This is a genomic window from Camelimonas sp. ID_303_24 (assembly GCF_053543495.1).
In genome coordinates this window covers 78,877-101,682 of record NZ_JBLLJM010000001.1, presented here as the reverse complement: position 1 = coordinate 101,682, position 22,806 = coordinate 78,877, and the positions used below count along the sequence as shown (strand labels likewise).

Annotated in this window: 19 protein-coding genes; 5 read left to right on the top strand and 14 right to left on the bottom strand. The window is 65.8% G+C overall.

The window, feature by feature from the left end:
* Nucleotides 1–367: 367 nt before the first annotated feature.
* The 11 genes from lysM to ACERNI_RS00415 all read right to left on the bottom strand — a co-directional run bounded on the left by lysM (nucleotide 368) and on the right by ACERNI_RS00415 (nucleotide 12,048).
* The gene (gene lysM, locus ACERNI_RS00465) at nucleotides 368–826 is read right to left on the bottom strand and encodes a peptidoglycan-binding protein LysM (RefSeq protein WP_448831312.1); all 459 of its coding nucleotides are present in this window, start codon (nucleotides 824–826) and stop codon (nucleotides 368–370) included.
* Nucleotides 827–1,400: 574 nt separating this feature from the next.
* A complete protein-coding gene (gene cysN / locus ACERNI_RS00460; RefSeq protein ID WP_448831311.1) occupies nucleotides 1,401–3,338 on the bottom strand; it encodes a sulfate adenylyltransferase subunit CysN in 1,938 nt (645 codons plus the stop codon).
* Nucleotides 3,338–4,333 carry a sulfate adenylyltransferase subunit CysD gene (gene cysD / locus ACERNI_RS00455; protein WP_448831310.1) on the bottom strand — a complete coding sequence of 332 codons (996 nt, stop codon included), beginning with the start codon at nucleotides 4,331–4,333 and terminating at the stop codon, nucleotides 3,338–3,340. Before cysD ends, cysN begins: the two co-directional genes overlap by 1 nt.
* Nucleotides 4,334–4,466: 133 nt before the next feature.
* Nucleotides 4,467–4,988, bottom strand: coding sequence for a DUF934 domain-containing protein (locus tag ACERNI_RS00450; protein ID WP_448831309.1), 522 nt, complete (start codon nucleotides 4,986–4,988; stop codon nucleotides 4,467–4,469).
* A complete protein-coding gene (locus ACERNI_RS00445) occupies nucleotides 4,985–5,773 on the bottom strand; it encodes a phosphoadenylyl-sulfate reductase (RefSeq protein ID WP_448831308.1) in 789 nt (262 codons plus the stop codon). Before ACERNI_RS00445 ends, ACERNI_RS00450 begins: the two co-directional genes overlap by 4 nt.
* Nucleotides 5,757–7,418, bottom strand: a complete 1,662-nt coding sequence (locus ACERNI_RS00440) for a nitrite/sulfite reductase (RefSeq protein ID WP_448831307.1) — start codon at nucleotides 7,416–7,418, stop codon at nucleotides 5,757–5,759. Before ACERNI_RS00440 ends, ACERNI_RS00445 begins: the two co-directional genes overlap by 17 nt.
* A 129-nt stretch (nucleotides 7,419–7,547) precedes the next feature.
* Nucleotides 7,548–7,898: a DUF2849 domain-containing protein gene (locus ACERNI_RS00435; RefSeq protein ID WP_448831306.1), complete on the bottom strand. Its 351-nt coding sequence runs from the start codon at nucleotides 7,896–7,898 to the stop codon at nucleotides 7,548–7,550.
* A 144-nt stretch (nucleotides 7,899–8,042) separates the two neighbouring features.
* Nucleotides 8,043–9,095, bottom strand: coding sequence for a sulfate/molybdate ABC transporter ATP-binding protein (locus ACERNI_RS00430; RefSeq protein WP_448831305.1), 1,053 nt, complete (start codon nucleotides 9,093–9,095; stop codon nucleotides 8,043–8,045).
* A gap of 37 nt (nucleotides 9,096–9,132) precedes the next feature.
* A complete protein-coding gene (gene cysW, locus ACERNI_RS00425) occupies nucleotides 9,133–10,008 on the bottom strand; it encodes a sulfate ABC transporter permease subunit CysW (protein WP_448831304.1) in 876 nt (291 codons plus the stop codon).
* Nucleotides 10,001–10,867: a sulfate ABC transporter permease subunit CysT gene (cysT, locus tag ACERNI_RS00420; RefSeq protein WP_448831303.1), complete on the bottom strand. Its 867-nt coding sequence runs from the start codon at nucleotides 10,865–10,867 to the stop codon at nucleotides 10,001–10,003. Before cysT ends, cysW begins: the two co-directional genes overlap by 8 nt.
* A 173-nt stretch (nucleotides 10,868–11,040) precedes the next feature.
* Complete coding sequence (locus tag ACERNI_RS00415) at nucleotides 11,041–12,048, bottom strand: sulfate ABC transporter substrate-binding protein (protein ID WP_448831343.1); 1,008 nt, start codon at nucleotides 12,046–12,048, stop codon at nucleotides 11,041–11,043.
* Nucleotides 12,049–12,435: 387 nt separating this feature from the next.
* Between ACERNI_RS00415 and ACERNI_RS00410 the strand changes: the two genes are divergently transcribed.
* Nucleotides 12,436–13,467 carry a cysteine synthase A gene (locus ACERNI_RS00410; protein WP_448831302.1) on the top strand — a complete coding sequence of 344 codons (1,032 nt, stop codon included), beginning with the start codon at nucleotides 12,436–12,438 and terminating at the stop codon, nucleotides 13,465–13,467.
* Between the two features lie 121 nt (nucleotides 13,468–13,588).
* On the top strand, nucleotides 13,589–13,945 hold the full coding sequence (locus tag ACERNI_RS00405; RefSeq protein WP_448831301.1) for a DUF883 family protein: 357 nt from the start codon (nucleotides 13,589–13,591) through the stop codon (nucleotides 13,943–13,945).
* A 132-nt stretch (nucleotides 13,946–14,077) separates the two neighbouring features.
* Here the strand turns inward: ACERNI_RS00405 and ACERNI_RS00400 are convergent, their stop codons facing one another.
* Nucleotides 14,078–14,875, bottom strand: a complete 798-nt coding sequence (locus tag ACERNI_RS00400) for a response regulator (protein WP_448831300.1) — start codon at nucleotides 14,873–14,875, stop codon at nucleotides 14,078–14,080.
* A 496-nt stretch (nucleotides 14,876–15,371) separates the two neighbouring features.
* Between ACERNI_RS00400 and ACERNI_RS00395 the strand changes: the two genes are divergently transcribed.
* The 3 genes from ACERNI_RS00395 (at nucleotide 15,372) to ACERNI_RS00385 (ending at nucleotide 18,401) form a co-directional block, all read left to right on the top strand.
* A complete protein-coding gene (locus ACERNI_RS00395) occupies nucleotides 15,372–15,614 on the top strand; it encodes a NepR family anti-sigma factor (protein ID WP_448831299.1) in 243 nt (80 codons plus the stop codon).
* On the top strand, nucleotides 15,611–16,171 hold the full coding sequence (locus ACERNI_RS00390) for a sigma-70 family RNA polymerase sigma factor (protein ID WP_448831298.1): 561 nt from the start codon (nucleotides 15,611–15,613) through the stop codon (nucleotides 16,169–16,171). Before ACERNI_RS00395 ends, ACERNI_RS00390 begins: the two co-directional genes overlap by 4 nt.
* Nucleotides 16,172–16,679: 508 nt before the next feature.
* Nucleotides 16,680–18,401, top strand: a complete 1,722-nt coding sequence (locus ACERNI_RS00385; protein ID WP_448831297.1) for a sensor histidine kinase — start codon at nucleotides 16,680–16,682, stop codon at nucleotides 18,399–18,401.
* A gap of 249 nt (nucleotides 18,402–18,650) precedes the next feature.
* On the opposite strand, the gene ACERNI_RS00380 is transcribed toward ACERNI_RS00385, so the two are convergent.
* Together ACERNI_RS00380 and ACERNI_RS00375 are read right to left on the bottom strand one after the other, a co-directional pair.
* Nucleotides 18,651–18,827, bottom strand: a complete 177-nt coding sequence (locus ACERNI_RS00380; protein ID WP_448831296.1) for a DUF1328 domain-containing protein — start codon at nucleotides 18,825–18,827, stop codon at nucleotides 18,651–18,653.
* Between the two features lie 367 nt (nucleotides 18,828–19,194).
* Nucleotides 19,195–22,743, bottom strand: coding sequence for an indolepyruvate ferredoxin oxidoreductase family protein (locus tag ACERNI_RS00375; RefSeq protein WP_448831295.1), 3,549 nt, complete (start codon nucleotides 22,741–22,743; stop codon nucleotides 19,195–19,197).
* Between the last annotated feature and the right edge of the window lie 63 nt (nucleotides 22,744–22,806).

Here is a 22,806-nt window from a genome sequence, read left to right as displayed (position 1 = left end):
TCAGGCGAGGGCCAACTCTGCTATGAGCGGGGGCGGCGCTCAAGCACGAAAACCACGCATTTTACGAAACTGAAGTATGCAGCCCATGCGCCACGCGCAGACGCCGCCGAGCGGGGCGTGCGCGCGATGGCCTTTTTTCAGGCGTATGTCTGAACGCCCGGCCTGTTCGCGCGATCCGCCGCGCAACGGCTGGCCAACCGCGCCATGGGTCGGCGGCGACCGGCGCGACGCTTTGCGGGGGAGCCGGCGTGCGCCGCCGGGGCGCGCTCCGGCCATGAAAGTCTGTGCTTCCGGTAACCGGGCGCTCCTGAAACCGGCCAATTCTGAAACCCGGACGGAGTTGAACGCCCCGTCCGGCCAGATGCGGTCAGGACAGCGGCGGAATGCGCAGCACCCAGCCTGGCTGAATAAGGTCCGGGTTTTTCACCGGCGGCGTGTTGGCCTTGACGATCTCCGGATATTTGTCGCCATGGCCCTTGCCGTAGAACTGCTCGGCGATCTTCCAGAGGGTGTCGCCCTTCTGCACCGTATAGGTCTGGGAATCGCCGGAAGGGGCCGCCACGGCCAGCTTGTTGTCGACCGAGGCCACGCCCTGGCTGTTGCCAACCGTCAGCACGATCTTCTCGGCGTTTTCCGTGGTTGGGGCGTTGCCGGTGATCGTCACCTTGTCGCCGTCAACGGCAAATTCAACGCCGTCGGCGCTGAGGCCCGCGTCTGTCACGTGTTTCTTAAGCACCTCGGGCGTCAGTCCGCCCTCGGCGGCCTGGGCTTCGCCCGAACCGAAGATCTTCGCGCCGGCTTCCTTGATAAAGCTGAACAAACCCATCTGGTGCTCCTGTCGCTGGGATCAGTTGTTGCTGGCCAGGGCCTTTTCCGAACAGAATGGATCGGAAAAGGCCCTGGCATCCTTTGTTTTGAGCGAATACTGGCCGAACAGACGATTCCGTCTGACCCGAAAGCGCTCAGGAGCGTGAACCGCTCCGCCTGAAAATACATCGACACGACAACGTCCGCCGACGGGCCCAGGTTCCACCGGACCTGCGAGCCGCTACCGGGAGTTGAAAACAATAACCGATCTGGCGCAAGCCGGCCATGCACACATTCAAGAGAGGGTAAATTCAGGCCCGACAGGGAAATCCCGGACCAGAGCGAGTAAACTTGGCAAAACGAAACTGGATTTGGGGTTTTTAACCTGTTGGCCAGCGTATTTTTGCGTTGCCCAACGTCATTCGTCCCTGCGCAATATGCTTCCCGCCGCCGGCCAGGCCTGCGCTTCAACGCAAAAAGGACGCCCGCGGGCGCCCTTTCCGGTTTCCTGCAGATTGCAGGGGCCCTGGTCATGAACGAATTCTGGTCGACCGGACGTTTCCGTCTGATCGGAAAGCGCTCTGATCCCCACCTTACAGGGCGGCGGAATCTTCAGACGTCTGGCCGTCGCCGGCGATGCGCGGCTCGATCGCCGCCAGCACCATGTCGGCGAGGCGTTCAGCGCCGCCGTCGCCGGGGCGCAGGGTGATTTCGGCGGCCAGCGGCGCCTCATAGTCCTGGCCGATGCCGGTGAAATCGGAGATGCCGCCGGCCTTCGCCCGGGCGTACAGGCCCTTGGGGTCACGCTCGGCGCACACGTCCACCGGCGTATCGACGAAGACCTCCACGAAAGCCCCGTCGCCGACGGCCTCGCGCAGCCGGTCGCGGTCGGCGCGGAATGGCGAAACGAAGGCGCACAGCACCACCAGGCCCGCCTCCATCATCAACCGCGCCACCTCCCCGGCCCGGCGGATGTTCTCGGCGCGGCTGGCCGCGTCGAAGCCGAGGTCGGAATTCAGGCCGATGCGCAGGCTGTCGCCATCCAGCAGCATGGTGTGGCGGCCGGCGGCGACCAGACGGCGCTCGACCAGATTGGCGATCGTCGATTTGCCCGAGCCCGGCAGGCCGGTGAACCACACCACCAGCGGCCGCTGGTTTTTCTGGGCAGAACGCACGGCGCGGTCCACGTCGAACCCATGCAGATGGACGTTGGGGCCGCCCAGCGGCTCGGTGACCATGCCTGCGGCGACCGTGCCATTGGTGAAGCGGTCGATGAGAATGAAGGCGCCGGTGACGCGGTTTTCCCCGTAAGGGTCGATGGCGACCTGTGCGGAGGTCTGCACCTCCACCAGGCCAATGCCGTTCAGCGGCAGGGCCCCGGCGGCGGCATCCTCGTAACGGTCGACGTCAAGGGCGCTGGCCAGGCGGGTGACCGTGGCCGGAACGGTGCGGGCGCCGGTCTTTAGCAGGAAGCTGCGGCCGGGTTTCAGCGCGTCTTCCGCCATCCACACCAGGCGGGCCATGAAGCGGGTGGAAAGCGCCGGCCGCGCCTTCGGCGGCGCCAGCATCTCGCCGCGCGGCGCGTCGATCTCGTCAGCCAGCACGATGGTCACGGCGTCGCCGGCGGCGGCTTCCGGCAGGTCGCCATCGAAGGTGACGATGCGCGCCACCCGGCTGCCATGGCCGGACGAAGCGACAATCACCTCATCGCCCACGCCGATGCGGCCGCTGGCGATCGTGCCCGACAGCCCGCGGAAGTCCAGATTGGGCCGATTGACCCATTGCACCGGCATGCGGAACGGCGCGGCGGTGCGGTCGGCGTCGACCTCAACGGTTTCGAGGTGCTCAACGAGGGTCGGACCAGAATACCAGGGCATGGCCGGGCTTGGCGCGGCGACATTGTCGCCAAAGCGGGCCGACAGCGGAATCGCCGTGACGTCGACGAAGCCGAGCGGCGCCGCGAAGGCCTGGAAATCGGCGACGATGCTGTCGAAAATGCCCTGGTCGAAACCGACCAGGTCGATTTTGTTCACCGCCAGCGTCACGTGCCGGATGCCGAGCAGCGAGGCGATCACCGCGTGGCGGCGGGTCTGGGTCAGCAGGCCCTTGCGGGCGTCGACCAGCAGGATGGCCAGGTCCGAATTGGAGGCGCCGGTGGCCATGTTGCGGGTGTACTGCTCGTGGCCGGGGGTGTCGGCGACGATGAACGAGCGGCGCGGCGTGGCGAAGAAGCGGTAAGCCACGTCGATGGTGATGCCCTGCTCGCGCTCGGCTTCCAGGCCATCGACCAGCAGCGCCAGATCGAGGTCCTCGCCCGTGGTGCCGTGCCGGCGCGAATCCTTTTGCAGCGCCGAGAGCTGATCCTCCAGGATCGACTTGGTCTCGTGCAGAAGGCGGCCGATCAGCGTGGACTTGCCATCATCGACGGAGCCGCAGGTGAGAAACCGCAGCAGGCCCCGGTCGGCCGGGCGATTTTGCGGGAACGGCGCCAGGCTGGCCAGATTGTCGCCCGGATTGTTGGGAGCGTTCATCAGAAATAGCCCTCGCGCTTCTTGCGCTCCATGGAGGCCTGGTCGTCATGGTCAATGACGCGGCCCTGGCGCTCGGAGGCGCGCGAGGCCATCAGTTCGGCGATGATGTCCTGCAGCGACGTGGCGGCGGACTCCACCGCGCCGGTGAGCGGGTAGCAGCCGAGGGTGCGGAAGCGGACCAGCCGCATCTGCGGCGTCTCGCCGGGGAGCAGCGGCATGCGCTCGTCGTCGACCATGATCAGGGCGCCGTCGCGCTCCACCACCGGCCTCTCCTTGGCGAAGTACAACGGCACCACCGGAATGTCCTCGGCCAGGATGTATTGCCAGACGTCCAGCTCGGTCCAGTTGGAGAGTGGGAACACGCGCATGGACTCGCCTTTGGCGATGCGGGTGTTGAACAGGCTCCACAGCTCCGGCCGCTGGTTGCGCGGCTCCCAGGCGTGGGCGCCGGTGCGGTGCGAGAAAATCCGCTCCTTGGCGCGGCTCTTCTCCTCATCGCGGCGGGCGCCGCCGAAGGCCGCGTCGAATTTCCACTTCTCCAGCGCCTGCTTCAGCCCCTCGGTCTTCATCACCTGGGTGTGCAGGGCCGAGCCGGAGGTGAACGGATCGATCCCCCGCGCCGCCCCTTCCGGGTTGACGTGGGTGAGCAGCTCCAGGCCATAGCGCGCGGCGATGGCGTCGCGGAACGTGATCATCTCACGGAACTTCCAGCGCGTGTCCACGTGCAGCAGCGGGAACGGCAGCGGCCCGGGGAAGAACGCCTTCCGCGCCAGGTGCAGCATCACCGCTGAATCCTTGCCGATGGAATACAGCATCACCGGATTGGCGAACTCGGCCGCGACCTCACGGATGATGTAGATCGATTCCGCCTCCAGGCGGGCCAGATGCGGCGACAGGGCAGGACGCGGAGCGGCGCCGGAGGGCGCGATGCCTTCGAGTGCGGGCGCGACGCCTTGCGCGGCCCCGGATGACACAGCTTGCAACTGAGCGGACATGAGCGAATTCCCGCGGCGGCCCGACAACCGGCCGTCGCCCTTTTCCAACATGCGACGCCGCCACAGGCGGCGTCCTCGATCCTGATGCGCAGCAGTCTGCGCGGGCGCGCCGTTTTTCAGGCGCCAGTCTTCGTTACGCGCCGGGCTCCAGCCGCAGCCATGGACGGGCGCCCGGCGGCTGGATTTCCACGTCATCGCGACCCGCCGGCTGGTAGTGCACCGGCACGTCATGGATGCGGCCCTCGACCAAAGCGTTCAGCACCCGGTCGTCGCGGATAGCGAACTCATCGAAGCCGCAGCGCTTCATCAGCGGAATCTGGTCCCACAGCACGTCGCCTTCGGCGCGCAGATCGCCGGTATAGCCGTGCCGCTCGCGCAGCAGGCGGGCCAGAGAATAGGCGCGCCCGTCGGTGTAAGCGGGGAAATCCAGGGCGATCAGGGCGAAACGGTTCAGGTCGGCTTCCAGCCCATCAAGCGTGTCGCCGGCGCGCAGGCTGAGGCCGAGCGGCGCGTTGCGACCGCGCAGATCGCTGGCGTCGGCGAGAAAGCGGGCCTTCGACACCACCACCGGACCATCGGTCGGCAGCGCCATATCGTCGGCCGGACGGGCCCAGATGTCGGCGATCACCGCACCATTCTTCACGAGACCGCTCATGCCTTGTTCCTTGTTATCGTTCCCGCCGGGCTCACGTGAATGCCGCACTCGGTCTTGTCCTGGCCGCGCCAGCGGCCGGCGCGGGGGTCCTCCCCTTCCGCCACCGGCGAGGTGCAGGGGGCGCAGCCGATGGAGGGGTAGCCCTTGGCGACCAGCGGATGGGCCGGCAGCGCATGGGCGCGCATGTATTGGGCAATGTCGGCCATCGACCAGGAGGCCAGCGGATTGACCTTGATGTGGGTCGCCGTGGCCTCGAAGGCCGGAATGTCGTGGCGGCTGCTGGCCTGGTAGCGCTTGCGGCCGCTGATCCAGGCGCTGAACGGCTTCAGCGCCGCGTCCAGCGGCTCCACCTTGCGGAAACCGCAGCAGGCGTCGGTATCGCGGGCGAACAGCGCGCCGATCGGATCGAGCCGCTGTTCGGTCGTCGCGTCGGGGCCGACGCTGCGCACGTCGGTGAGGCCGAGCATGGCGACGAGGCGGTCGCGATAGGCCAGGGTCTCGGGGAACAGCCGGCCCGTGTCGACGAATATCACTGGAACCGCCGGATCAATCTGCGCCGCCAGATGCAGCAGCGCCGCCGATTCAGCGCCGAAGCTGGAGACCAGCGCCGCCGCCCCGGCGACGCGCTCGCGCAGGGCGAGGCGCAGCAACTCCTCCGCCGTCGCGCCGGCATAACGGGCGTCGAGCGCCGCCGCCGCGCTGGTCAATTCCCCGGCGCGGGCGACTGCGTTGGCGGACGTGGCGGCTGGGGTCGCCGCCACGGCGGGATCAGGCAGCCTCGGCATAGAGCGCCTCGCGGAACGGGGCCTCGCCCACCCGCCGGAATGCTTCTAGGAAGCTTTCGGACGGGCTGACGCGCAAGGCGATATAGGTGTCGACGATCTTCTCGATGGCGTCGACAATCTCGTCAGACGAGAAGCCCTTGCCAACGATGCCGCCGATGGAGCAGTTCTCGTCGCCGGAGCCGCCCAGGGTGATCTGGTAGAATTCCTCGCCCTTGCGGTCGACGCCCAGAATGCCAATGTGGCCGACGTGGTGGTGGCCGCAGGCGTTGATGCAGCCAGAGATCTTCAGCTTGAGATCGCCAATGTCGCGCTGGCGCTTCAGGTCGGCGAAACGCTCGGTGATGCGCTGGGCCACCGGGATCGACCGGGCGTTGGCCAGCGAGCAGTAATCGAGGCCCGGGCAGGAGATGATGTCGGTGATCAGGCCGGCGTGCGGCGAGGCCAGCCCCGCCTGCTGCAGGATGGCGAACACCTGCGGCAGGTCGTCCTTGCGCAGGTGCGGCAGCACCAGGTTCTGCTCGTGGCTGACGCGCACCTCGTCGTGGCCGTAACGCTCGGCGATGTCGGCCACCACGCGCATCTGGTCGGCGGAGATGTCGCCGGGCACCTCGCCCACCGCTTTCAGGGCGATGGTGGCGATGGCGTGGCCGGGCTGGCGATGCGGCGCGACGTTGCGCTCCACCCAGTCGGCGTAGGCGCGATCGCCAGCCAGGGCCTGTTCGTGCGCCTGCGACCGCTCCGGCAGCGCGGCGAAATCCGGCGCTGCGAAATAGGCGGCGATGCGGTCAAGCTCGGCCTTCGGCAGCGTCAGGCGGCTGCCGCGGATCTGTTCGTACTCCTCCTCCACCTGGCGGCGGATTTCATCGACGCCCGCCTCGTGGATCAGGATCTTGATGCGCGCCTTGTACTTGTTATCGCGGCGGCCAAACATGTTGTAGACGCGCAGGATCGCCTCGCAATAGCTCAGCAGCTCCGCCTCGGGCAGGAAGTCGCGCACCTTCTTGCCGATGAACGGGCTGCGGCCGAGCCCGCCGCCGACATAGACGGTGAAGCCGGTTTCGCCAGCTTCGTTGCGGACGATCTGCAGGCCGATGTCATGCACCTGGATGGCGGCGCGGTCATGCGCCGAGCCGCTCACCGCCAGCTTGAACTTGCGCGGCAGGTAGGTGAACTCGGGGTGGAGCGACGACCACTGGCGCAGGATTTCGGCGTAGGGGCGCGGATCGGCGATCTCGTCGACGGCGGCGCCGGCGAAATGATCGGCCGAGACGTTGCGAATGCAATTGCCCGAGGTCTGGATGGCGTGCATCTCGACCTCGGCGAGGTCTGAGAGAATTTGCGGCACGTCCTTCAGTTCGATCCAGTGGAACTGCAGATTCTGGCGCGTGGTGAAGTGCCCGAAGCCGCGGTCATACTTCATGGCGATGTCGGCCAGCTTGCGCAGGCGCGCGGCGTTGAGCCCGCCATAGGGAATGGCGATGCGCAGCATGTAAGCGTGCAACTGAAGATAGACGCCGTTCATCAGCCGCAATGGCTTGAACTGGTCTTCGGTCAGTTCGCCGGACAGGCGGCGCAGCACCTGATCGCGAAACTGGTCGACGCGGCCCGTCACGAAGCGGCGGTCGAATTCGTCATAACGGTACATGGCTTCGTGTCCTGAATGGCTGGCCCCGCTCCCGCCTGAATGCAGGCTTTCAGAGCGCTCCCAGTCCCAAAGTTCCGGTTTCTGGCGTCTGCATCATGCGGAGCGACAGCCGCTCCGCCGGAAGACGCGTCAACAGGCCGCCTTCAACAGGCCGTCCCCAGCGGGCGCCGGCGGCAGCGTGCGGTTCTCGGTGATGGTCGGGCCGCGCAGGGCGCGGATGCGCTCGCGCAACAGCAGCGGGCGCGGCCCCTCCGCGAGGCGCTCGACATCCACCAGATAGGCCTCGACAACCATATCGGCCGCCACGTCCTGCGCGGCGGCTGCCAGCAGGATCTCGCCAGCCTCAGCGGTTTCGGCGATCGCCGCATCCGCAATATCCAGGGACCAGTCGCCCTGCGCCGTCCGGAACACCACCGAGCCGCTCCTGAGCGCATTGGCGGTGACCACCTGCAACGCGTGCCCCTTGGCCGCCCTCTTCATGTCTTCAATCCCCTGACGCTCCGGCGCCTGTCTACACTGGACAGGTTTCAATCTGGACCCGCCAATACCCCATGACAAGGGGGATAGCAAAATATTTTACGCTAGATGATGTAACAATACGTTATTTAACGTAATTATTTTGTATTATCCATCGCCGTCGGGAAAAACCTGCCCGCCGAGAACGGCCAGGGATACCTGTTCGCCGTGCCCGCAGGACAGCCCGGCCGGCGCGTCGGCCTCGACAATCACGTCCAGCCCCTGCAGCCGGACTTCGACGCGGCGGCCATTGGCGGTGCGGCGCACGCCGACGATGGTTCCGTGCAATTCGCCCGCCGCCTCGCCCTGCCCCGTCAGGCGCAGATCGTAAGGCCGCAGCCACAGCCAGCCCTCGCCATCGGCCATTGCCTGCCCAGGCGCCTCCAGCACGGTTTCGCCGAACACCGCCTTGCCGCCCTGCACCCGCACCGGCACGCGGGCCGCATCGCCAACAAACGACGCGACGAAGGCCGAGGCCGGCTGCTCGTGGATTTCGTCAGGCGCGCCGACCTGCTCAATGCGGCCGCGATTGAGAATGGCGACGCGGTCGGCCAGCTCCAGCGCTTCGTCCTGGTCGTGGGTAACAAAGACAGTGGTGTGGCCGGTCTGGGCGTGAATCTGCCGCAACCAGGCGCGCAGGTCCTTGCGCACCTTGGCGTCGAGGGCGCCGAAGGGCTCATCGAGCAGCAGCACGCGCGGATCGACGGCGAGCGCCCGCGCCAGGGCAACGCGCTGCTTCTGGCCGCCGGAAAGCTGGGCCGGATGGCGGCCGCCATAGCCTTCAAGTTGCATCAGGGCCAGCAGTTCCTCGACCCGGGCGCTGATGGCGGCGCGCGACGGACGCTCCGACCGCCGTCGAACGCGCAGACCGTAGGCGATATTGTCCGCCACCGTCATGTGCCGGAACAAAGCGTAGTGCTGGAAGACGAAGCCGACGTGGCGCTGCTGCACCGACAGGCGGGTGGCGTCGGTCTCGCCGAAGAAAACACTGCCGCGCTCGGCGGTCTCCAGGCCGGCGATAATGCGCAGCAGCGTGGTCTTGCCCGAACCCGAGGGGCCAAGCAGCGCCATCAGCTCGCCCGAGCGCACGTGCAGGCTGACGCCGCGCAGGGCGCGCGCGCCGCCGAACTCCTTGGCGAGGTCGGTCACGCGGATGTCCACTGGCCTGCTCCGTTCGTGGCCGGCCGCAGGACCGGCGTTAGCGGCGCCCGTGGGCGATGGCCTCGCCGTAGCGCCACTCGAGGAAGGTCTTTCCAATGAGGGTGACGAGGGCGAGGATCGCAAGAAGCGAGGCGACAGCGAAGGCTGCGACAAAGTTGTACTCATTGTAAAGGATCTCGACGTGCAGGGGCATGGTGTTGGTGAGACCGCGGATATGACCGGAGACCACCGACACGGCGCCGAATTCGCCCATGGCGCGCGCGTTGCAGAGCAGCACGCCGTACAGGAGGGCCCAGCGGATGTTGGGCAAGGTAACGGTGAGGAAGGCGCGCAGGCCGCTGGCCCCGAGGGTCAGCGCCGCCTCCTCATCGGCGGCTCCCTGATCCTGCATCAGCGGGATCAGTTCGCGCGCCACAAAGGGAAAGGTGACGAACACCGTCGCCAGCACGATGCCGGGCAACGCGAAGACGATCTGGATATTCCACGCTTCCAGCCACGGCCCCAGCAGCCCCTGGCCGCCGAACAGCAGCACGTAAACCAGGCCCGCCACCACCGGAGACACCGAGAACGGCAGGTCGACCAGCGTGATCAGGAAGCTCTTGCCGGGAAAATCGAACTTGGCGATCGCCCAGGAGGCGGCGACGCCAAACACCAGATTGAGCGGCACGGCGATGGCCGCCACCAGCAGGGTGAGCTGGATGGCGGAGATGGCGTCCGGATCAACCAGGGCCCGCCAGTAGGCGCCAAAGCCCTTCGCCAGCGCCTCGTGAAAGATCAGCCCGAGCGGCAGCAACAGGAACAGGGCGAGGAAGATGGCGGCGAAGGCAATGATGGCGGCGCGCGCCCATGGCGCTTCCGTCAGCACGCTGTCAGACACATAAACGCGGTCTCGCTGCAGGTCGGGGTCAGACATTGCCCATCCTCCGCCGGCTCCAGGCCTGGATGAGATTGATGACGAGCAGCACCAGGAACGCCATGACCAGCATGATGACCGCGATGACGGTGGCGCCGGTGTAGTCGAACTCCGACAGCTTGATGACGATCAGCAGCGGCGCGATTTCCGAAACGCCCGGCAGGTTGCCGGCGATGAAAATGACCGAGCCGTATTCGCCAAGCGCGCGCGCGAAAGCCAGGGCAAGGCCGGTGAGCGCCGCCGGAAGCAGCGGCGGGGCCAGGATCTGGAACACGGTCTGCCACCGGTTGGCGCCAAGGGTCGCCGCCGCTTCCTCCAGCTCGCTGTCAATCTCGGCGATCAGCGGCTGCACGGTGCGCACCGCATAGGGCAGACCGATGAACACCATGGCGATGAAGATGCCGACAGGATTGTAGACCACCTGCCAGCCCAGCCTGGCCAGCGGCGCGCCCAACAGGCCATCCGGCGCGTACAGCGCCGCAAGGGCGATGCCAGCCACCGCCGTCGGCAGCGCGAACGGCAGGTCGACCATGGCGTCCACCACGCGCCGTCCCGGAAAATGATAGCGCGTCAGCGCCCAGGCGATGATGAGGCCGGCCAGCGTCGCGGCGATGGAGGCGACGGCCGAGACGCCGAAACTGATGAACAGGGCGTGCTGGACGCGCGGATCAGACAGGGTGACGACAAAGCCTTCCACGCCGGAGCTGGACGCGCGCAGCAACAGCGCCGCCAGCGGCAACAGGACAATCAGGCCGAGCCAGGTCAGGGCGTAGCCAAGAGCCAGGCCGAAGCCTGGCAATACGCCGGTCTTGCGGAAAAATGGACGACGCGGCGGCGGCGCCGCTGCTGTTACGCTCATGGCCCAGTTCCCCCGGCGGTTTCTGGAATTGATATTTTACTGGCAAACCCGCCGCCGCCGCGCATCAAAAGCGCGCGGCCTGCATGGAAATGCATCACAACGACAGGAGCTCGCGAACAGGATTGCGCCGCGCCGGCCAGCATCCGGCCAGCCGGAGCCGCGTGGCGCGCAAGTTATTTGCGCGCCGTCAGCTGGTCGAACACGCCGCCATTGTCGAAATATGTCTTCTGGATCACATCCCAGTTGCCCAAAAGATCCTCGATGCGGAACAGCCTGATCTCGGTGGGGCGCTCTTCCGGCTTCAGGGCCGAAACGTCCGACGGGCGATAGTGATGCTTCGCGATGATGCGCTGGGCTTCGGGCGTGTAGAGGAACTTCAGGAACGCCTCGGCTTCCTTGCGCGTGCCCTTGCGATCGACGTTGCCCTCAACGAGGGCCACCGGCGGCTCGGCGAGAATAGAGGTCTTCGGCGTGATGATGTCGAACTTGTCCTTGCCGAACTCGCCAGTGATGAGGTGAGCCTCGTTTTCCCAGGCCGGCAGCACGTCGCCGAAATTGCGCTGGGCGAAGGTGATGGTGGAGCCGCGCGCGCCGGTGTCGAGTGATTTCACGTTCTTGTACAACGCGCCGACGAACTCGCGGATTTTGGCATCGTCCTTGCCGAACTTCTCCGCAGCAAACCCCCAGGCGCCAAGAAAATTCCAGCGGCCGCCAGCGGAGGTCTTGGGGTTGGGCGTGATGACGCCGACATCCTCGCGCACCAGATCGTTCCAGTCATGGATGTTCTTCGGGTTTCCCTTGCGGACGACGAAGACCACGGTGGAGGTATAGGGCAGCGCATTGTTGGGCAGCTTCGTCCGCCAGTCCGCCGGAATCTTGCCGGAGAGCCTGGCGATGGCGTCGATGTCCGACGGAATGCCAAGGGTGACAACATCCGCCGGAGCGCCGTCGATCACCGTACGGGCCTGGGCGCCGGAGCCGCCATGGGAGGTCCGCACCTGCACCGCGCCGCCACCCTTCTTCTCCCAATCCGCCGTGAAGGCGGCGCTCAGATCCCGGTAAAGCTCGCGCGTCGGATCATAGGACACATTGAGAATGGCCTGGGCGGCGAGCGCCTGCCTGGGGAAGCTGCTGACAAAACCCGCAGCGGCGGACAACCCCAGCACGGCGACGCCGGCCAGCGCGGCCAGACGGAGACCGCGGCGCGCCGCCCTGGCCTGCGCCCGTTCAGACGCCGTCCCTGCTTTCGCCGGGGCCGGGCGGGCCAGACCCCTGAGCTTCAACCCAAAAAAATCATCGCCCCGAATGGCCATGTCAGCCTCCTGAAATTTCCACGTATAATCGCGAGCTTTTTCAGAATTGCAACATAGAAAATGTGAATAATTATAATTCACTTGTTGTGTATGTATATTAAACCAACTCCCACGCGCTCCGGCAGTTCGCCGTTGAATCGGAGGCGCGCGGCGCCTAAAGTCGCCTGCATCTGCATCGGCAATCCTCCCGCCTGGGCCAGCTTCCGGCAAAATGCACTTTTCAGGTCAGGCGGCGTCATTTTCAGGAAACGCGTTATGAAGCGCTTTGACAGCGTCTTGCACGCAATCGGCGACACGCCGCTCATCCGGCTGCGTCGCGCATCGGAGCTCACGGGCTGCGACATCTACGGCAAGGCAGAGTTCATGAATCCGGGGCAGTCCGTCAAGGACCGCGCGGCGCTTTATATCATCCGCGACGCCGAGGCCCGGGGCCTGCTGAAGCCCGGCGGCGTCATCGTTGAAGGCACCGCCGGCAACACCGGCATTGGCCTCGCCATGGTCGGCAACGCCCTTGGATACCGCAGCGTCATTGTGATTCCCGAGACCCAGGCGCAGGAGAAAAAGGACGCCCTCACCCTGCTTGGCGCCGAGCTGGTGCAGGTGCCGGCCGTTCCTTATTCAAACCCTAACAATTACGTGAAACTCTCCGGCCGCCTTGCCGAACAGCTGGCCGCCAGCGAACCCAACGGCGCGGTCTGGGCCAACCAGTTCGACAATGTCGCCAACCGCGTCGCCCATATCGAAGGCACCGGCCCGGAGATCTGGGAGCAGACCGGCGGCAAGATCGATGGCTTCACCTGCGCCGTCGGCAGCGGCGGCACGCTGGCCGGCATCGCCATCGCCCTGAAGGAGCGCAACCCCAATGTGCGCATCGCGCTGGCCGACCCGCTCGGCGCGGCGTTGTACGAATATTACGTCCACGGCGAACTGAAGGCGTCCGGCTCCTCCATCACCGAGGGCATCGGCCAGGGCCGCATCACCGCCAATCTGGAAGACGCGCCGATCGACACCGCCTACCAGATCCCGGACGAAGAGGCGCTGCCGATCATTTTCGATCTGCTGGAGCACGAGGGTCTGTGCCTGGGCGGCTCGTCGGGAATCAATATCGCCGGCGCCATTCGCCTGGCGAAGGAAATGGGACCGGGCCACACCATCGTGACCATCCTCGCTGACTATGGAACGCGCTACCAGTCCAAGCTGTTCAACCCGGTTTTCCTGCGGGAAAAGGGCCTGCCGACGCCGCCATGGCTGGAGCGCCCCGCCTCGGTGACGCCGCCGCTGGTCTGAGCCGCCGCCGGAACATTCTGGCCAGACCCACGTTTTTCCCCTGAGGGTGTTCGGGCGTCCCGCCCGAAAACGATGGCTGTCGCGTCACGGCGCGGCGGCGGCAACCGAAGAGGAGAACGTCATGAGTTCCTGGCTGGGAAACAGCAAGCAGAAAGACGTGGCCGACGAACTGGAAGCCATCCGCTCCGAGATCGCCTCAATTGCTCACCGGGTATCCGGCGTCGCCGGCGCAACCGGAGACAGATTGCGCGGCAATGTCGCCCAGTTGCGCGCCAGCCTGCCGGATGGCGACGCTGTTTCCAAAGCGGCGGGTACGGCCATGGACCAGGGCCGCTACTGGATCGGTCAGGCGGGCGGCGGCGTGCGGGAAGCGCGCGCCGTGGTGCAGCAGAACCCCACGACCTCAATCGCCATCGCGGCGGGCGTCGGCTTCCTTGTCGGCCTGATGGTTGGCGCCAACCGGGACAGGGAAGGCTGAGCCGGATCGCCAGATGATGCCAGCGCACAGGCTGCCAGACTGAGGCCGCCAGACTGAGGCGACAAACAGGCGGATACGCAAAACCCCGGGGGGCGCCCCGGGGTTTTGGCTTTCCAGATACAATCCGGGCCGTCAGGCCGCCGGGCGCTGGCCGGCGCGGCGGTCGAAAAACAGCGCCTGCGAAATCGCCGCCCGCACCGTATCGATGTGGAATGGCTTGGTGATGAGAAAAGCCGGCTCTGGACGCTCGCCAGTCAGCAGCCGCTCGGGATAGGCGGTGATGAACACCACCGGCACGGCGAAGCTGGCGATCATCTCGTTGACCGCGTCGAGACCGGAGCTGCCATCGGCCAGCTGGATATCCGCCAGCACAAGGCCTGGCCGGTGTCTGAGCGCCTGCTCGACCGCTTCCCGGTGAGTGCGCGCCACGCCGACGACCCGGTGCCCCATGTCCTCCACCAGGCCTTCCAGGTCCATGGCGATGATCGGCTCATCCTCGATCACCAGCACGTCCGTGGCCACCTGGGCGGCGATCTCCCGGCCGGCCTCTGTCACCAGACCAGCCGCCTCATCCACCGTGACGCCAAGTATTTCAGCGACTTCATCCAGCGCGAAGCCTTCAACGGTCCGCAGCAGAAAGGCCTGGCGCGGGCGCGGCGTCAGCGCCGTGACGCGCTGCTCGGCAACGGTCGCGTTGGCCAGTTCACCCGCGGCTTCCAGATTGGGGCCAATGGACGACCAGATTTTCAGGAACACATGATACAGCGCCGGACGCAGCCGGGCGCTGGCGGGAAGCACCGAGGGATCAGCCACAATCGCTTCGAGAGCCGCCACAACATAAGCATCGCCCGCCGTCTGGGAGCCAGTCAGGGCGCGGGCAAAGCGCCTCAGATACGGCAGGTGGGGCGCAATCTCTTGCGAAAGTGACATCGAGGGCTCCGATGGATGAGGCGCCGCCGGACAGCGCAATGGCGGTTAACGACAGTGGTTGGCTACATGATAACCAGCACCAGCAACATTAGTTCCACACTTTCTCGGGAACCAGAACACCCATTGCGCGTTCAGATTCAGATAGACGTCAGTCTGGATGGCGAGCATTGCAGCAGATCCAGCCGGCGAAAGGCAAGGCGCAACGAACCAATGGGGAGCGACAATTCAATGTGGCCGCGACAGCGCATGCCCCGGCAAGCGGCGGCTCAAGAATTCGGCGGGTATATTTTTCATATACGTGATCCGAAAATTGGCCATTTGCGGTATTGAGAGCTCACGCCATCGGGGAGAATCTTATCAGGTCGATCACCATATCGCGGATATTGAAAATTTGATGATTGCCCCTGATCATCCCCTCACCTGCCCGCGTCAGCGATCGTTCCGGGACGCTCTCCACTCTCACGCCGCTGCATTTTGTTTGTAGAAAGCCGCCAACATGAATCAGCACAAGCCAGCGACTGTCGTAGACGGACTCGCCGCACGCCAGGAAGCCGGGCGAAACGAAAGCGCTCCGGCGCCGGCTGGCGATGACGTGGTGCAACAGGCGATCGGCTCGCAATTGCGCGCCGTCTACGATGAAGTGGTGCGCATGCCGGTGCCTGACCGGTTCCTCTCCCTGCTCTCCAGTCTTGATGGCCCCCAGACCGCCCCGGCCGCAGGCAAGGAACAGGAATCGTGACAGATCCGGACCGTTTCAAGGACGCGCTGCTCGCCGAGCTGCAGAGCCTGCGCGCCTTCGCAATCTCCATTACCGGCAACGTCGAACGCGCCGACGATCTGGTGCAGGACACCGTGGTCAAGGCGTGGACCAACATGAACAGCTATACGGAAGGCACCAATATCCGGGCCTGGCTGTTCACCATCTTGCGCAACACATTCTACTCAGACTTCAGGAAGCGGTCGCGCGAGGTGGAGGACGACGGCGCCCACGCCAGCCGTCTCGCCGTCCATGCGCCGCAGCACGGCCACATGGATCTGGAGGATTTCCGCCGCGCACTCGCCCGATTGCCGGACGACCAGCGCGAGGCGCTGATTCTGGTTGGCGCGTCGGGGTTTTCTTATGAGGAGGCGGCTGAGATCTGCGGTTGCGCCCTCGGAACCATAAAAAGCCGCATCAATCGCGCGCGGGCGCGCCTTGGCGAAATGCTCTCGGTTACATCTGGAGCGGACTACGGACCTGACGCGGATTCGTTTGCCGCTCTGGCCGGAGCTGACGCGGGAGTGAGATCCGATTAGGCGCGTTCCGGACCGGCGGAAGCGTCCGGCCGGCCAGGCTGCGCGCGCACAGGAAAAACGGGAGCCCATGCCGATCCATACCGATCGCCAACGATTTTGACATGGCGCGCACGGCGCGCGCTGCGGCCTCCTTCCTCCTGCCCGGGGGCATTTTGCCTGCCACCCGGGGCGCCGCCCTTCAAAGGGAAGCGTTTTCCCCAAAACATGCTGACGCGGCCTGCCTGCGTCGGACCCACACCCCACAAGGTCAGGAAAACTTCACCATACCGGAGCGGAGTCCCTTCCCAGCGTTTGAACTGGCGTTTTTTCCTGACAGGGTGGCGCCCACCTGACTGGTGGCGACGCGCCGGAGACAGCTTCAGGGAGAATGGAACCACATCTCCGGAAGCGGCCACGGGGCGGTTTCCTGGAAGGATTTCGATCATGGGACCCTGGAGCCCGGTGGCAATCAATTGCTTTCCAGCGAAGCAGCGAGCGCTTCGCCGGGGAATGTTCTGACGGAGACAGGATGCTGCGGGCAGCCAGCATACGTTCCCGATTGTTGACCCTGTTCGGGTTGGCGGTGCTTCCGGCTATCGTGCTTGCCGCTGGCCTGACGTGGCATGTCTATCGCAGCGTCAGTGCGACCGTGGGGGCGTATCAGCGCCAGACCGCGATCAACATCGCCAGCCAGATCCGCAGCGCCCTCAACGGAACCGACATTGTCGCCAGCACCTTGCTCGCCTCCGCCGGGCAGGATGGGGATGAAAGATTCTGCGCCGCGCTCCCGAGTTTCCGTGAGGTCAACAGGCGCATTCTCGCCTACGGCTTCTTCCGCGACGGCCGGCTGGTGTGCGCCGCCGGGGACGCCGCGGCGCTGGCCGGCTTTAACCCGGCGGCAATGGCGAGCGTCGCCAGCAAGGGCCCGCAGCCGGCGCCGGGCGGGAACAACCGTCTGGAAACGATCATCGCCAGCAAGACGGCGCCATTCCATCTCGGCGTGGTGTCGACGCTGGGCGGCGCTGAAACGATGCTTTCCGTCCTCTCCCAGGAGCTCCTGCGCGATCTGCTCGAGCGGACGCCGCAGGGCCGCTCCAGCCCGTTCGCCGTAGTCGACCAGAGGTTTCATATCTTCGCCCACAACGGCGACCAGGAAGACACCGGCTGGCTGCCCGTCAGTGACAAGGTGCTTCTCATCTCGCGAAATGAGCTGGTCGCCGGCCGGGGGCGGAACGGCAACGACTACACCTACACATCTGCCCCCATCGAACCTGGCGTGGCCAAGATTTTCTCCGCAAAGGAGAAACCGGCCTTCGGCCAGGCCGAACAGCAGCTCGTGACCGGTCTTGCCGTGCCCCTGAGCATTTTCGCCATTGTCATGGCCGTGGCCTGGCTGGCCATCGACAGGCTGTTCCTGCAATGGATGCGCCGTCTGGGCAGCGCGGCGCAGCGCCTGTCATACGGCGATCTCAACGTGCGCGCTGAGCTGCCATCCAGCGCGCCGCTGGAGCTTCAGCAATACGCCACTGCGTTTGACCAGATGACAGAGGCGCTTGGCGCCAGAACCCGTGAACTGGCGACGGTGGCCAACCAGCGCAGCGCGCTGCTCATGGAACTGCATCATCGGGTCAAGAACAATTTCCAGGTCATCGCCAGCTTCCTCAATCTGACCAAGCGCCAGAAAAGCGGCGAAACCTATGAAGCGCTGGCCCTGGCCGAGTGCCGGGTGCACGCCATGGCGTCGGCCTACAAGCTCGCGCTGGCCCACGGCGACATCAGGCTCGCCCCCCTGAGGCCGCTGGTGCATGAGGTGTTGATGTACGTCCAGCAGGCGGCCGGGTCGCCTGCTGGCGTCGAGACGAGCTTCGCGCCCGACGCCGAGCACGACGAGCAATATCTGGAACTGGACCGGGCGATCCCGCTGGCCCTGCTGCTTGTGGAGGCGATCTGGCCCCTGCTCGCCGGCGGTTCGCCTGGCGTCAGCCAGGCGCGCCTGCTGTGCGTGCCGGAAGGCCGCAGCGTCCGCCTGGTGATCTTCGCCCTGCGGGACAGCATCGTCACGCCTTCGCGGCAGGGGCTGTCGATGTCACGCCGCCTGCAGCAGGCCTTCATCACCCAGATTGATGCGCGCGAACTGGATGGCGCCGCCCTCGCCGCCATCCGGGGCGATGGCCAGCCTTCCGGTCGCATCACCCTGGCCATCAGCGTGCCCGTGCATGTGCAGGATCACGGGCCGGGAAGTCTGACTTGAGAAATCTGACGGATTTCTGGCCAGCGTTCTTCTGACCCCTGTATTTCTCGCCCTGCTGACTTTTCCGTCAGGCCGGCACAGATGACCAAACGGGCTGGCTCGCCGGCTGTTGCGCCGGCGTAGCCATCCGGCCAGCCCGGAGGCCGATCCGGAGCCCAGCCCCACCTCGGTTCAGCGCCTTTGCCCGATGGATCCTGCCCCGCGGCTTCTGCCCGATAGCCCGGGCAAGTCCATCCGCAGACATCCCGTTCAGAGGCCCGGATTTCGGCCACGCACAATGCCCACAACAGCGGAAATGGCAAAGAGCACCAGCGCTACGAGGAAAATCAGCTTGGCGATGCCGACGGCTGCGCCAGCGATTCCACCGAAACCAAGTACAGCTGCAACGAGAGCAATGATTAAAAAAGTAATGGCCCAGCCAAACATGAATCTATCCTCATAATGGCGCCACGCAATGCCGCGTGACTGGCGTTTTGTATGAAATCAACGCCCCATCTGCCGCAAGGTTCCGAAATGACCACACAGAACAAGGCCGGCGCGAAATGATCGCGCCGGCCTTGTCAGTGAGCCGGGAAATGTGTGGGGTCAGTGCACTCTGGAAAAAAGTCCACGTCACTTCATCGAACGCAGGCGCGCGAACGTGCGCGAATCTGTCAAACCCGGAATGCTTCAGCTCCAAAATGCCCCGGTCTCATGGCGCCAGGCGCAAGCGGCGCACGGGCCAACCCGCGCCGCTCTCCCCCACTGTCGCGCCGGCCGGACGCAAGACCGCGCCGGCGCGCTGAAAAAGCGCCTACTCCGCCGCCTGGGCCAGTGGCGGCGGGTTGGCGAAGGCGGAGCGCAGCATGGCCTCGTTGGTTTTCGCCGCCTTCAGGTTGCGTTCCTTGATATGGCCGAAGCCGCGGATCTGCTCCGGAATGGCCGCCAGGTCCACGGCGATGCGATGGTTGGCCGGCGACAGATCGCGCAGCACCTCGCGCAGCATCGTCTCATAGTCGGTGATGAGCTGACGCTCGGTGCGGCGTTCATGGCTGTAGCCGAAGATATCGAGCGCGCCGCCCCGCACCCCCTTCATGCGCGCCAGCACGCGCAGCACAGGCAGGATCCACGGGCCGAACTCGCGCTTTTTCAGCTCGCCGGTTTCCGGATCGCGCGGAGCAATCAGCGGCGGAGCCAGATGGAAACGCAGCCGGTAGTCGCCGTCGAACTGCTTGCCGAGCTTCTCCTGGAACGTCCCGTCCACGTACAGGCGCGCCACCTCATACTCGTCCTTGTAGGACATCAGCCTGAACAGGTTGCGCGCCACGGCCTCCGTCAGGGTCTGTCGCCCGGGAACGCGGGCCTGTTCGGCGACGCGCGCCTCTTCCACCAAGGCGCGATAGCGGGCCGCCCAGGCGGCGTTCTGGTATGCGGTGAGGAACTGGACGCGCCGGTCGATCACCTCGTCGAGGCCAGGCGCCTCGGGCGCCGGCGCCGTCAGCAGCGGCCGGGCGATGCGCTCCACCGCCTGCGGATCGTGCGCCGCCAGGCGCCCCCAGGCGAAGGCGCGCAGGTTCATGTCGACGGCGGCGCCATTCAGCTCCACCGCCTTTTCGATCGACTCCAGCGACAGGGGCAACAGACCTCGCTGGAAGGCGTAGCCCAGCATGAACAGATTGGTGGCGATGGCGTCGCCCATCAGGGCGGTGGCCAGATCGCTGGCCTTGACCAGGTCAATGCCCTTCTCGCCAATGGCCTGGCGCAGCGCCCGCTTCATCTGGGCATGCTCGAAGTCCACATCCGGATTGATGACGAAGCCGGCGGTGGGCTGGAGATAGTCGTTGATCACGGCGCGCGTGACGCCGGTCTCCATGCGCGACAGGGCGGTGGGGCTGGCCGCCACCACCATGTCGCAGCCCAACACCAGATCGGCGCCGCCAGGGGCGATGCGCACCGCCGCCAGGTCTTCCGGCTTCGGCGCCAGACGCACGTGGCTCATCACCGCGCCGTTCTTCTGCGACAGGCCGGTGAAATCCAGCACCGTGCAGCCCTTGCCCTCCAGATGCGCCGCCATGCCGAGCAGCGCGCCAACGGTGATGACGCCGGTGCCGCCAATGCCGGTGATGAGGATGCCGTAAGGTTCGCCCAGCGGCTTCTGCTGTGGCGGCGGCAGGGCCGTGAACGGATCATCGGCCGCGCTGGCTTTCGCGCCGGTTTTCGTCAGCTTGCGCAACCCGCCGCCGTGCACGGTGACGAAGCTGGGGCAGAAGCCGTTGACGCAGGAATAATCCTTGTTGCAGTTGGACTGGTCGATCTGCCGCTTGCGGCCGAATTCGGTTTCCAGCGGCTTCACCGAGACGCAGTTGGATTTGACCGAGCAGTCGCCGCAGCCCTCGCAAACCAGGTCATTGATAAACACGCGCTTTTGCGGGTCCGGCATCAGGCCGCGTTTGCGGCGGCGGCGCTTCTCGGCGGCGCAGGTCTGGTCGTAGATCAGCACCGTCACGCCTTCCGTCTCGCGCAACTCGCGCTGCACGTGGTCGAGCTGGTCGCGATGGAAGGTTTTCGTCCCGGCCGGGAAGTAGCCGTTGGGCGGATATTTGTCCGGCTCATCCGACACCACGACCAGACGCGCGATCCGCTCCGACGCCACCTGGGCGGCGATCTCGCCGACCGAATAACCGCCCTCCGCATGCTGGCCGCCGGTCATGGCGACCGCGTCGTTGTAGAGGATCTTGTAGGTGATGTTGACGCCGGCGGCGACCGCGGCGCGGATGGCGAGAATGCCGGAGTGGGTGTAGGTGCCGTCGCCGAGGTTCTGGAAGATGTGCGGCTCGCTGGTGAACGGCGCCTGGCCGATCCAGTTGGTTCCCTCCGCACCCATGTGGGTGATGGTGGCGGTGCGCCGGGCCGGAATGTAGGAAGCCATGCCGTGGCAGCCAATGCCGGCCATGGCGCGCGAACCTTCCGGCACATTGGTTGAGGTGTTGTGCGGACAACCTGAGCAGAAGAACGGCGTGCGGGCAATTTTGGTGGCCGGGGTCGCGCCCATCTGCTCGAAAGAGGCCAGACGGGCCAGGCGCTGGTCGAGCGCCGGGTCCTTGTGCCCCATGCGGCGCAGGCGCGAGACGATGGCGCGGGCCACCAGGGTCGGATTGAACTCCCCCTCGCTCGGCAGCAGCATGGCGCCGCTCTCGTCGCGCTTGCCAACCACCATCGGGCGATGCGCGGCGTCCATGTTGTACAGGTAGCGGATCAGCTGGTCTTCGATGAAGCCGCGCTTCTCCTCGATCACCAGCACGTCCTGCAGTCCCTCGGCGAAGCGCAGCGCCCCTTCCCGCTCCAGCGGCCAGGTCAGGCCCACCTTGTAGATGCGGATGCCGAGGGCGCGGGCCTGATCGTCGGAGATGCCGAGATCGGCCAGGGCCTGGCGGGCGTCGAGATGGGCCTTGCCGGTGGTCATCAGGCCAAGCCGCCCCGGCACGCCGGCGTCGCGGCTGTCGAGAACGATCTCATCGAACGGATTGGCGCGGGCAAAGGCAGCCACGGCCTCCATGCGCGGGCCGTGCAGGCGCGCCTCGGCCTCCAGCGGCGGGTCGGGCCAGCGAATGTTCAGGCCGCCGGGCGGCATCTCGAAATCGGCGGGCGTGATGATGCGGATGCGATCGGGATCAACCCAGACCGAAGCCGAGCTTTCCACCGCCTCGGAGATCGCCTTGAAGCCGACCCAGCAGCCGCTGTAGCGCGAGAGCGCATAGCCGCGCAGGCCAAAATCCAGATATTCCTGCACATTGGCCGGATTGAGGATCGGCATCATCGCCGCCATGTAGACCTGCTCGCTCTGGTGGGCGAGCGTCGACGACTGGCAGCCATGGTCGTCGCCGGCAATGGCGAGCACGCCGCCATATTGCGATGTGCCGGCGGAATTGGCGTGCTTCAGCGCGTCCATCGAACGGTCGACGCCCGGGCCCTTGCCGTACCAGATGCCAAACACGCCATCGAATTTGGCGCCAGGAAACAGGCCGACCTGCTGGCTGCCCCAGACCGCCGTGGCGGCGAGGTCCTCATTCAGGCCGGACTGGAAGGTGATGTTCTCGGCCTGAAGGAGCTTCTTCGCCTGCCAGAGGGCGTTGTCGTAGACGCCCAGCGGCGAGCCCCGATAGCCGGAGATGAAGCCGGCGGTGTTCAGACCGTTGGCGAGGTCGCGCTGGCGCTGCATCATGGGCAGGCGCACCAGCGCCTGGATCCCGGACAGATAAATTCGTCCCGAGGGCAGCAGATACTTGTCGTTGAGCGTGACTTTTTCCAGCGAAGCGCCGCTGGCGGCGACAGATGACGTAACGACGGATGCGTCCGTGGCCATAGGCTTCCACCCTGTTTTGGGGCGGCCTGCGCACCGGAATCCTCCTGACCAGACTGTCGCGAT

Coding starts and splice junctions, on each gene's coding strand:
- ACERNI_RS00405 (WP_448831301.1), top strand. CDS start 13,589: ATGAGTTCCTGGCTGGGAAACAGCAAGCAGAAAGACGTGGCCGACGAA.
- cysT (WP_448831303.1), bottom strand. CDS start 10,867: ATGAGCGTAACAGCAGCGGCGCCGCCGCCGCGTCGTCCATTTTTCCGC.
- lysM (WP_448831312.1), bottom strand. CDS start 826: ATGGGTTTGTTCAGCTTTATCAAGGAAGCCGGCGCGAAGATCTTCGGT.
- cysN (WP_448831311.1), bottom strand. CDS start 3,338: ATGAACGCTCCCAACAATCCGGGCGACAATCTGGCCAGCCTGGCGCCG.
- ACERNI_RS00435 (WP_448831306.1), bottom strand. CDS start 7,898: ATGAAGAGGGCGGCCAAGGGGCACGCGTTGCAGGTGGTCACCGCCAAT.
- ACERNI_RS00395 (WP_448831299.1), top strand. CDS start 15,372: ATGAATCAGCACAAGCCAGCGACTGTCGTAGACGGACTCGCCGCACGC.
- cysW (WP_448831304.1), bottom strand. CDS start 10,008: ATGTCTGACCCCGACCTGCAGCGAGACCGCGTTTATGTGTCTGACAGC.
- ACERNI_RS00410 (WP_448831302.1), top strand. CDS start 12,436: ATGAAGCGCTTTGACAGCGTCTTGCACGCAATCGGCGACACGCCGCTC.
- ACERNI_RS00385 (WP_448831297.1), top strand. CDS start 16,680: ATGCTGCGGGCAGCCAGCATACGTTCCCGATTGTTGACCCTGTTCGGG.
- ACERNI_RS00380 (WP_448831296.1), bottom strand. CDS start 18,827: ATGTTTGGCTGGGCCATTACTTTTTTAATCATTGCTCTCGTTGCAGCT.
- cysD (WP_448831310.1), bottom strand. CDS start 4,333: ATGTCCGCTCAGTTGCAAGCTGTGTCATCCGGGGCCGCGCAAGGCGTC.
- ACERNI_RS00440 (WP_448831307.1), bottom strand. CDS start 7,418: ATGTACCGTTATGACGAATTCGACCGCCGCTTCGTGACGGGCCGCGTC.
- ACERNI_RS00400 (WP_448831300.1), bottom strand. CDS start 14,875: ATGTCACTTTCGCAAGAGATTGCGCCCCACCTGCCGTATCTGAGGCGC.
- ACERNI_RS00450 (WP_448831309.1), bottom strand. CDS start 4,988: ATGAGCGGTCTCGTGAAGAATGGTGCGGTGATCGCCGACATCTGGGCC.
- ACERNI_RS00375 (WP_448831295.1), bottom strand. CDS start 22,743: ATGGCCACGGACGCATCCGTCGTTACGTCATCTGTCGCCGCCAGCGGC.
- ACERNI_RS00445 (WP_448831308.1), bottom strand. CDS start 5,773: ATGCCGAGGCTGCCTGATCCCGCCGTGGCGGCGACCCCAGCCGCCACG.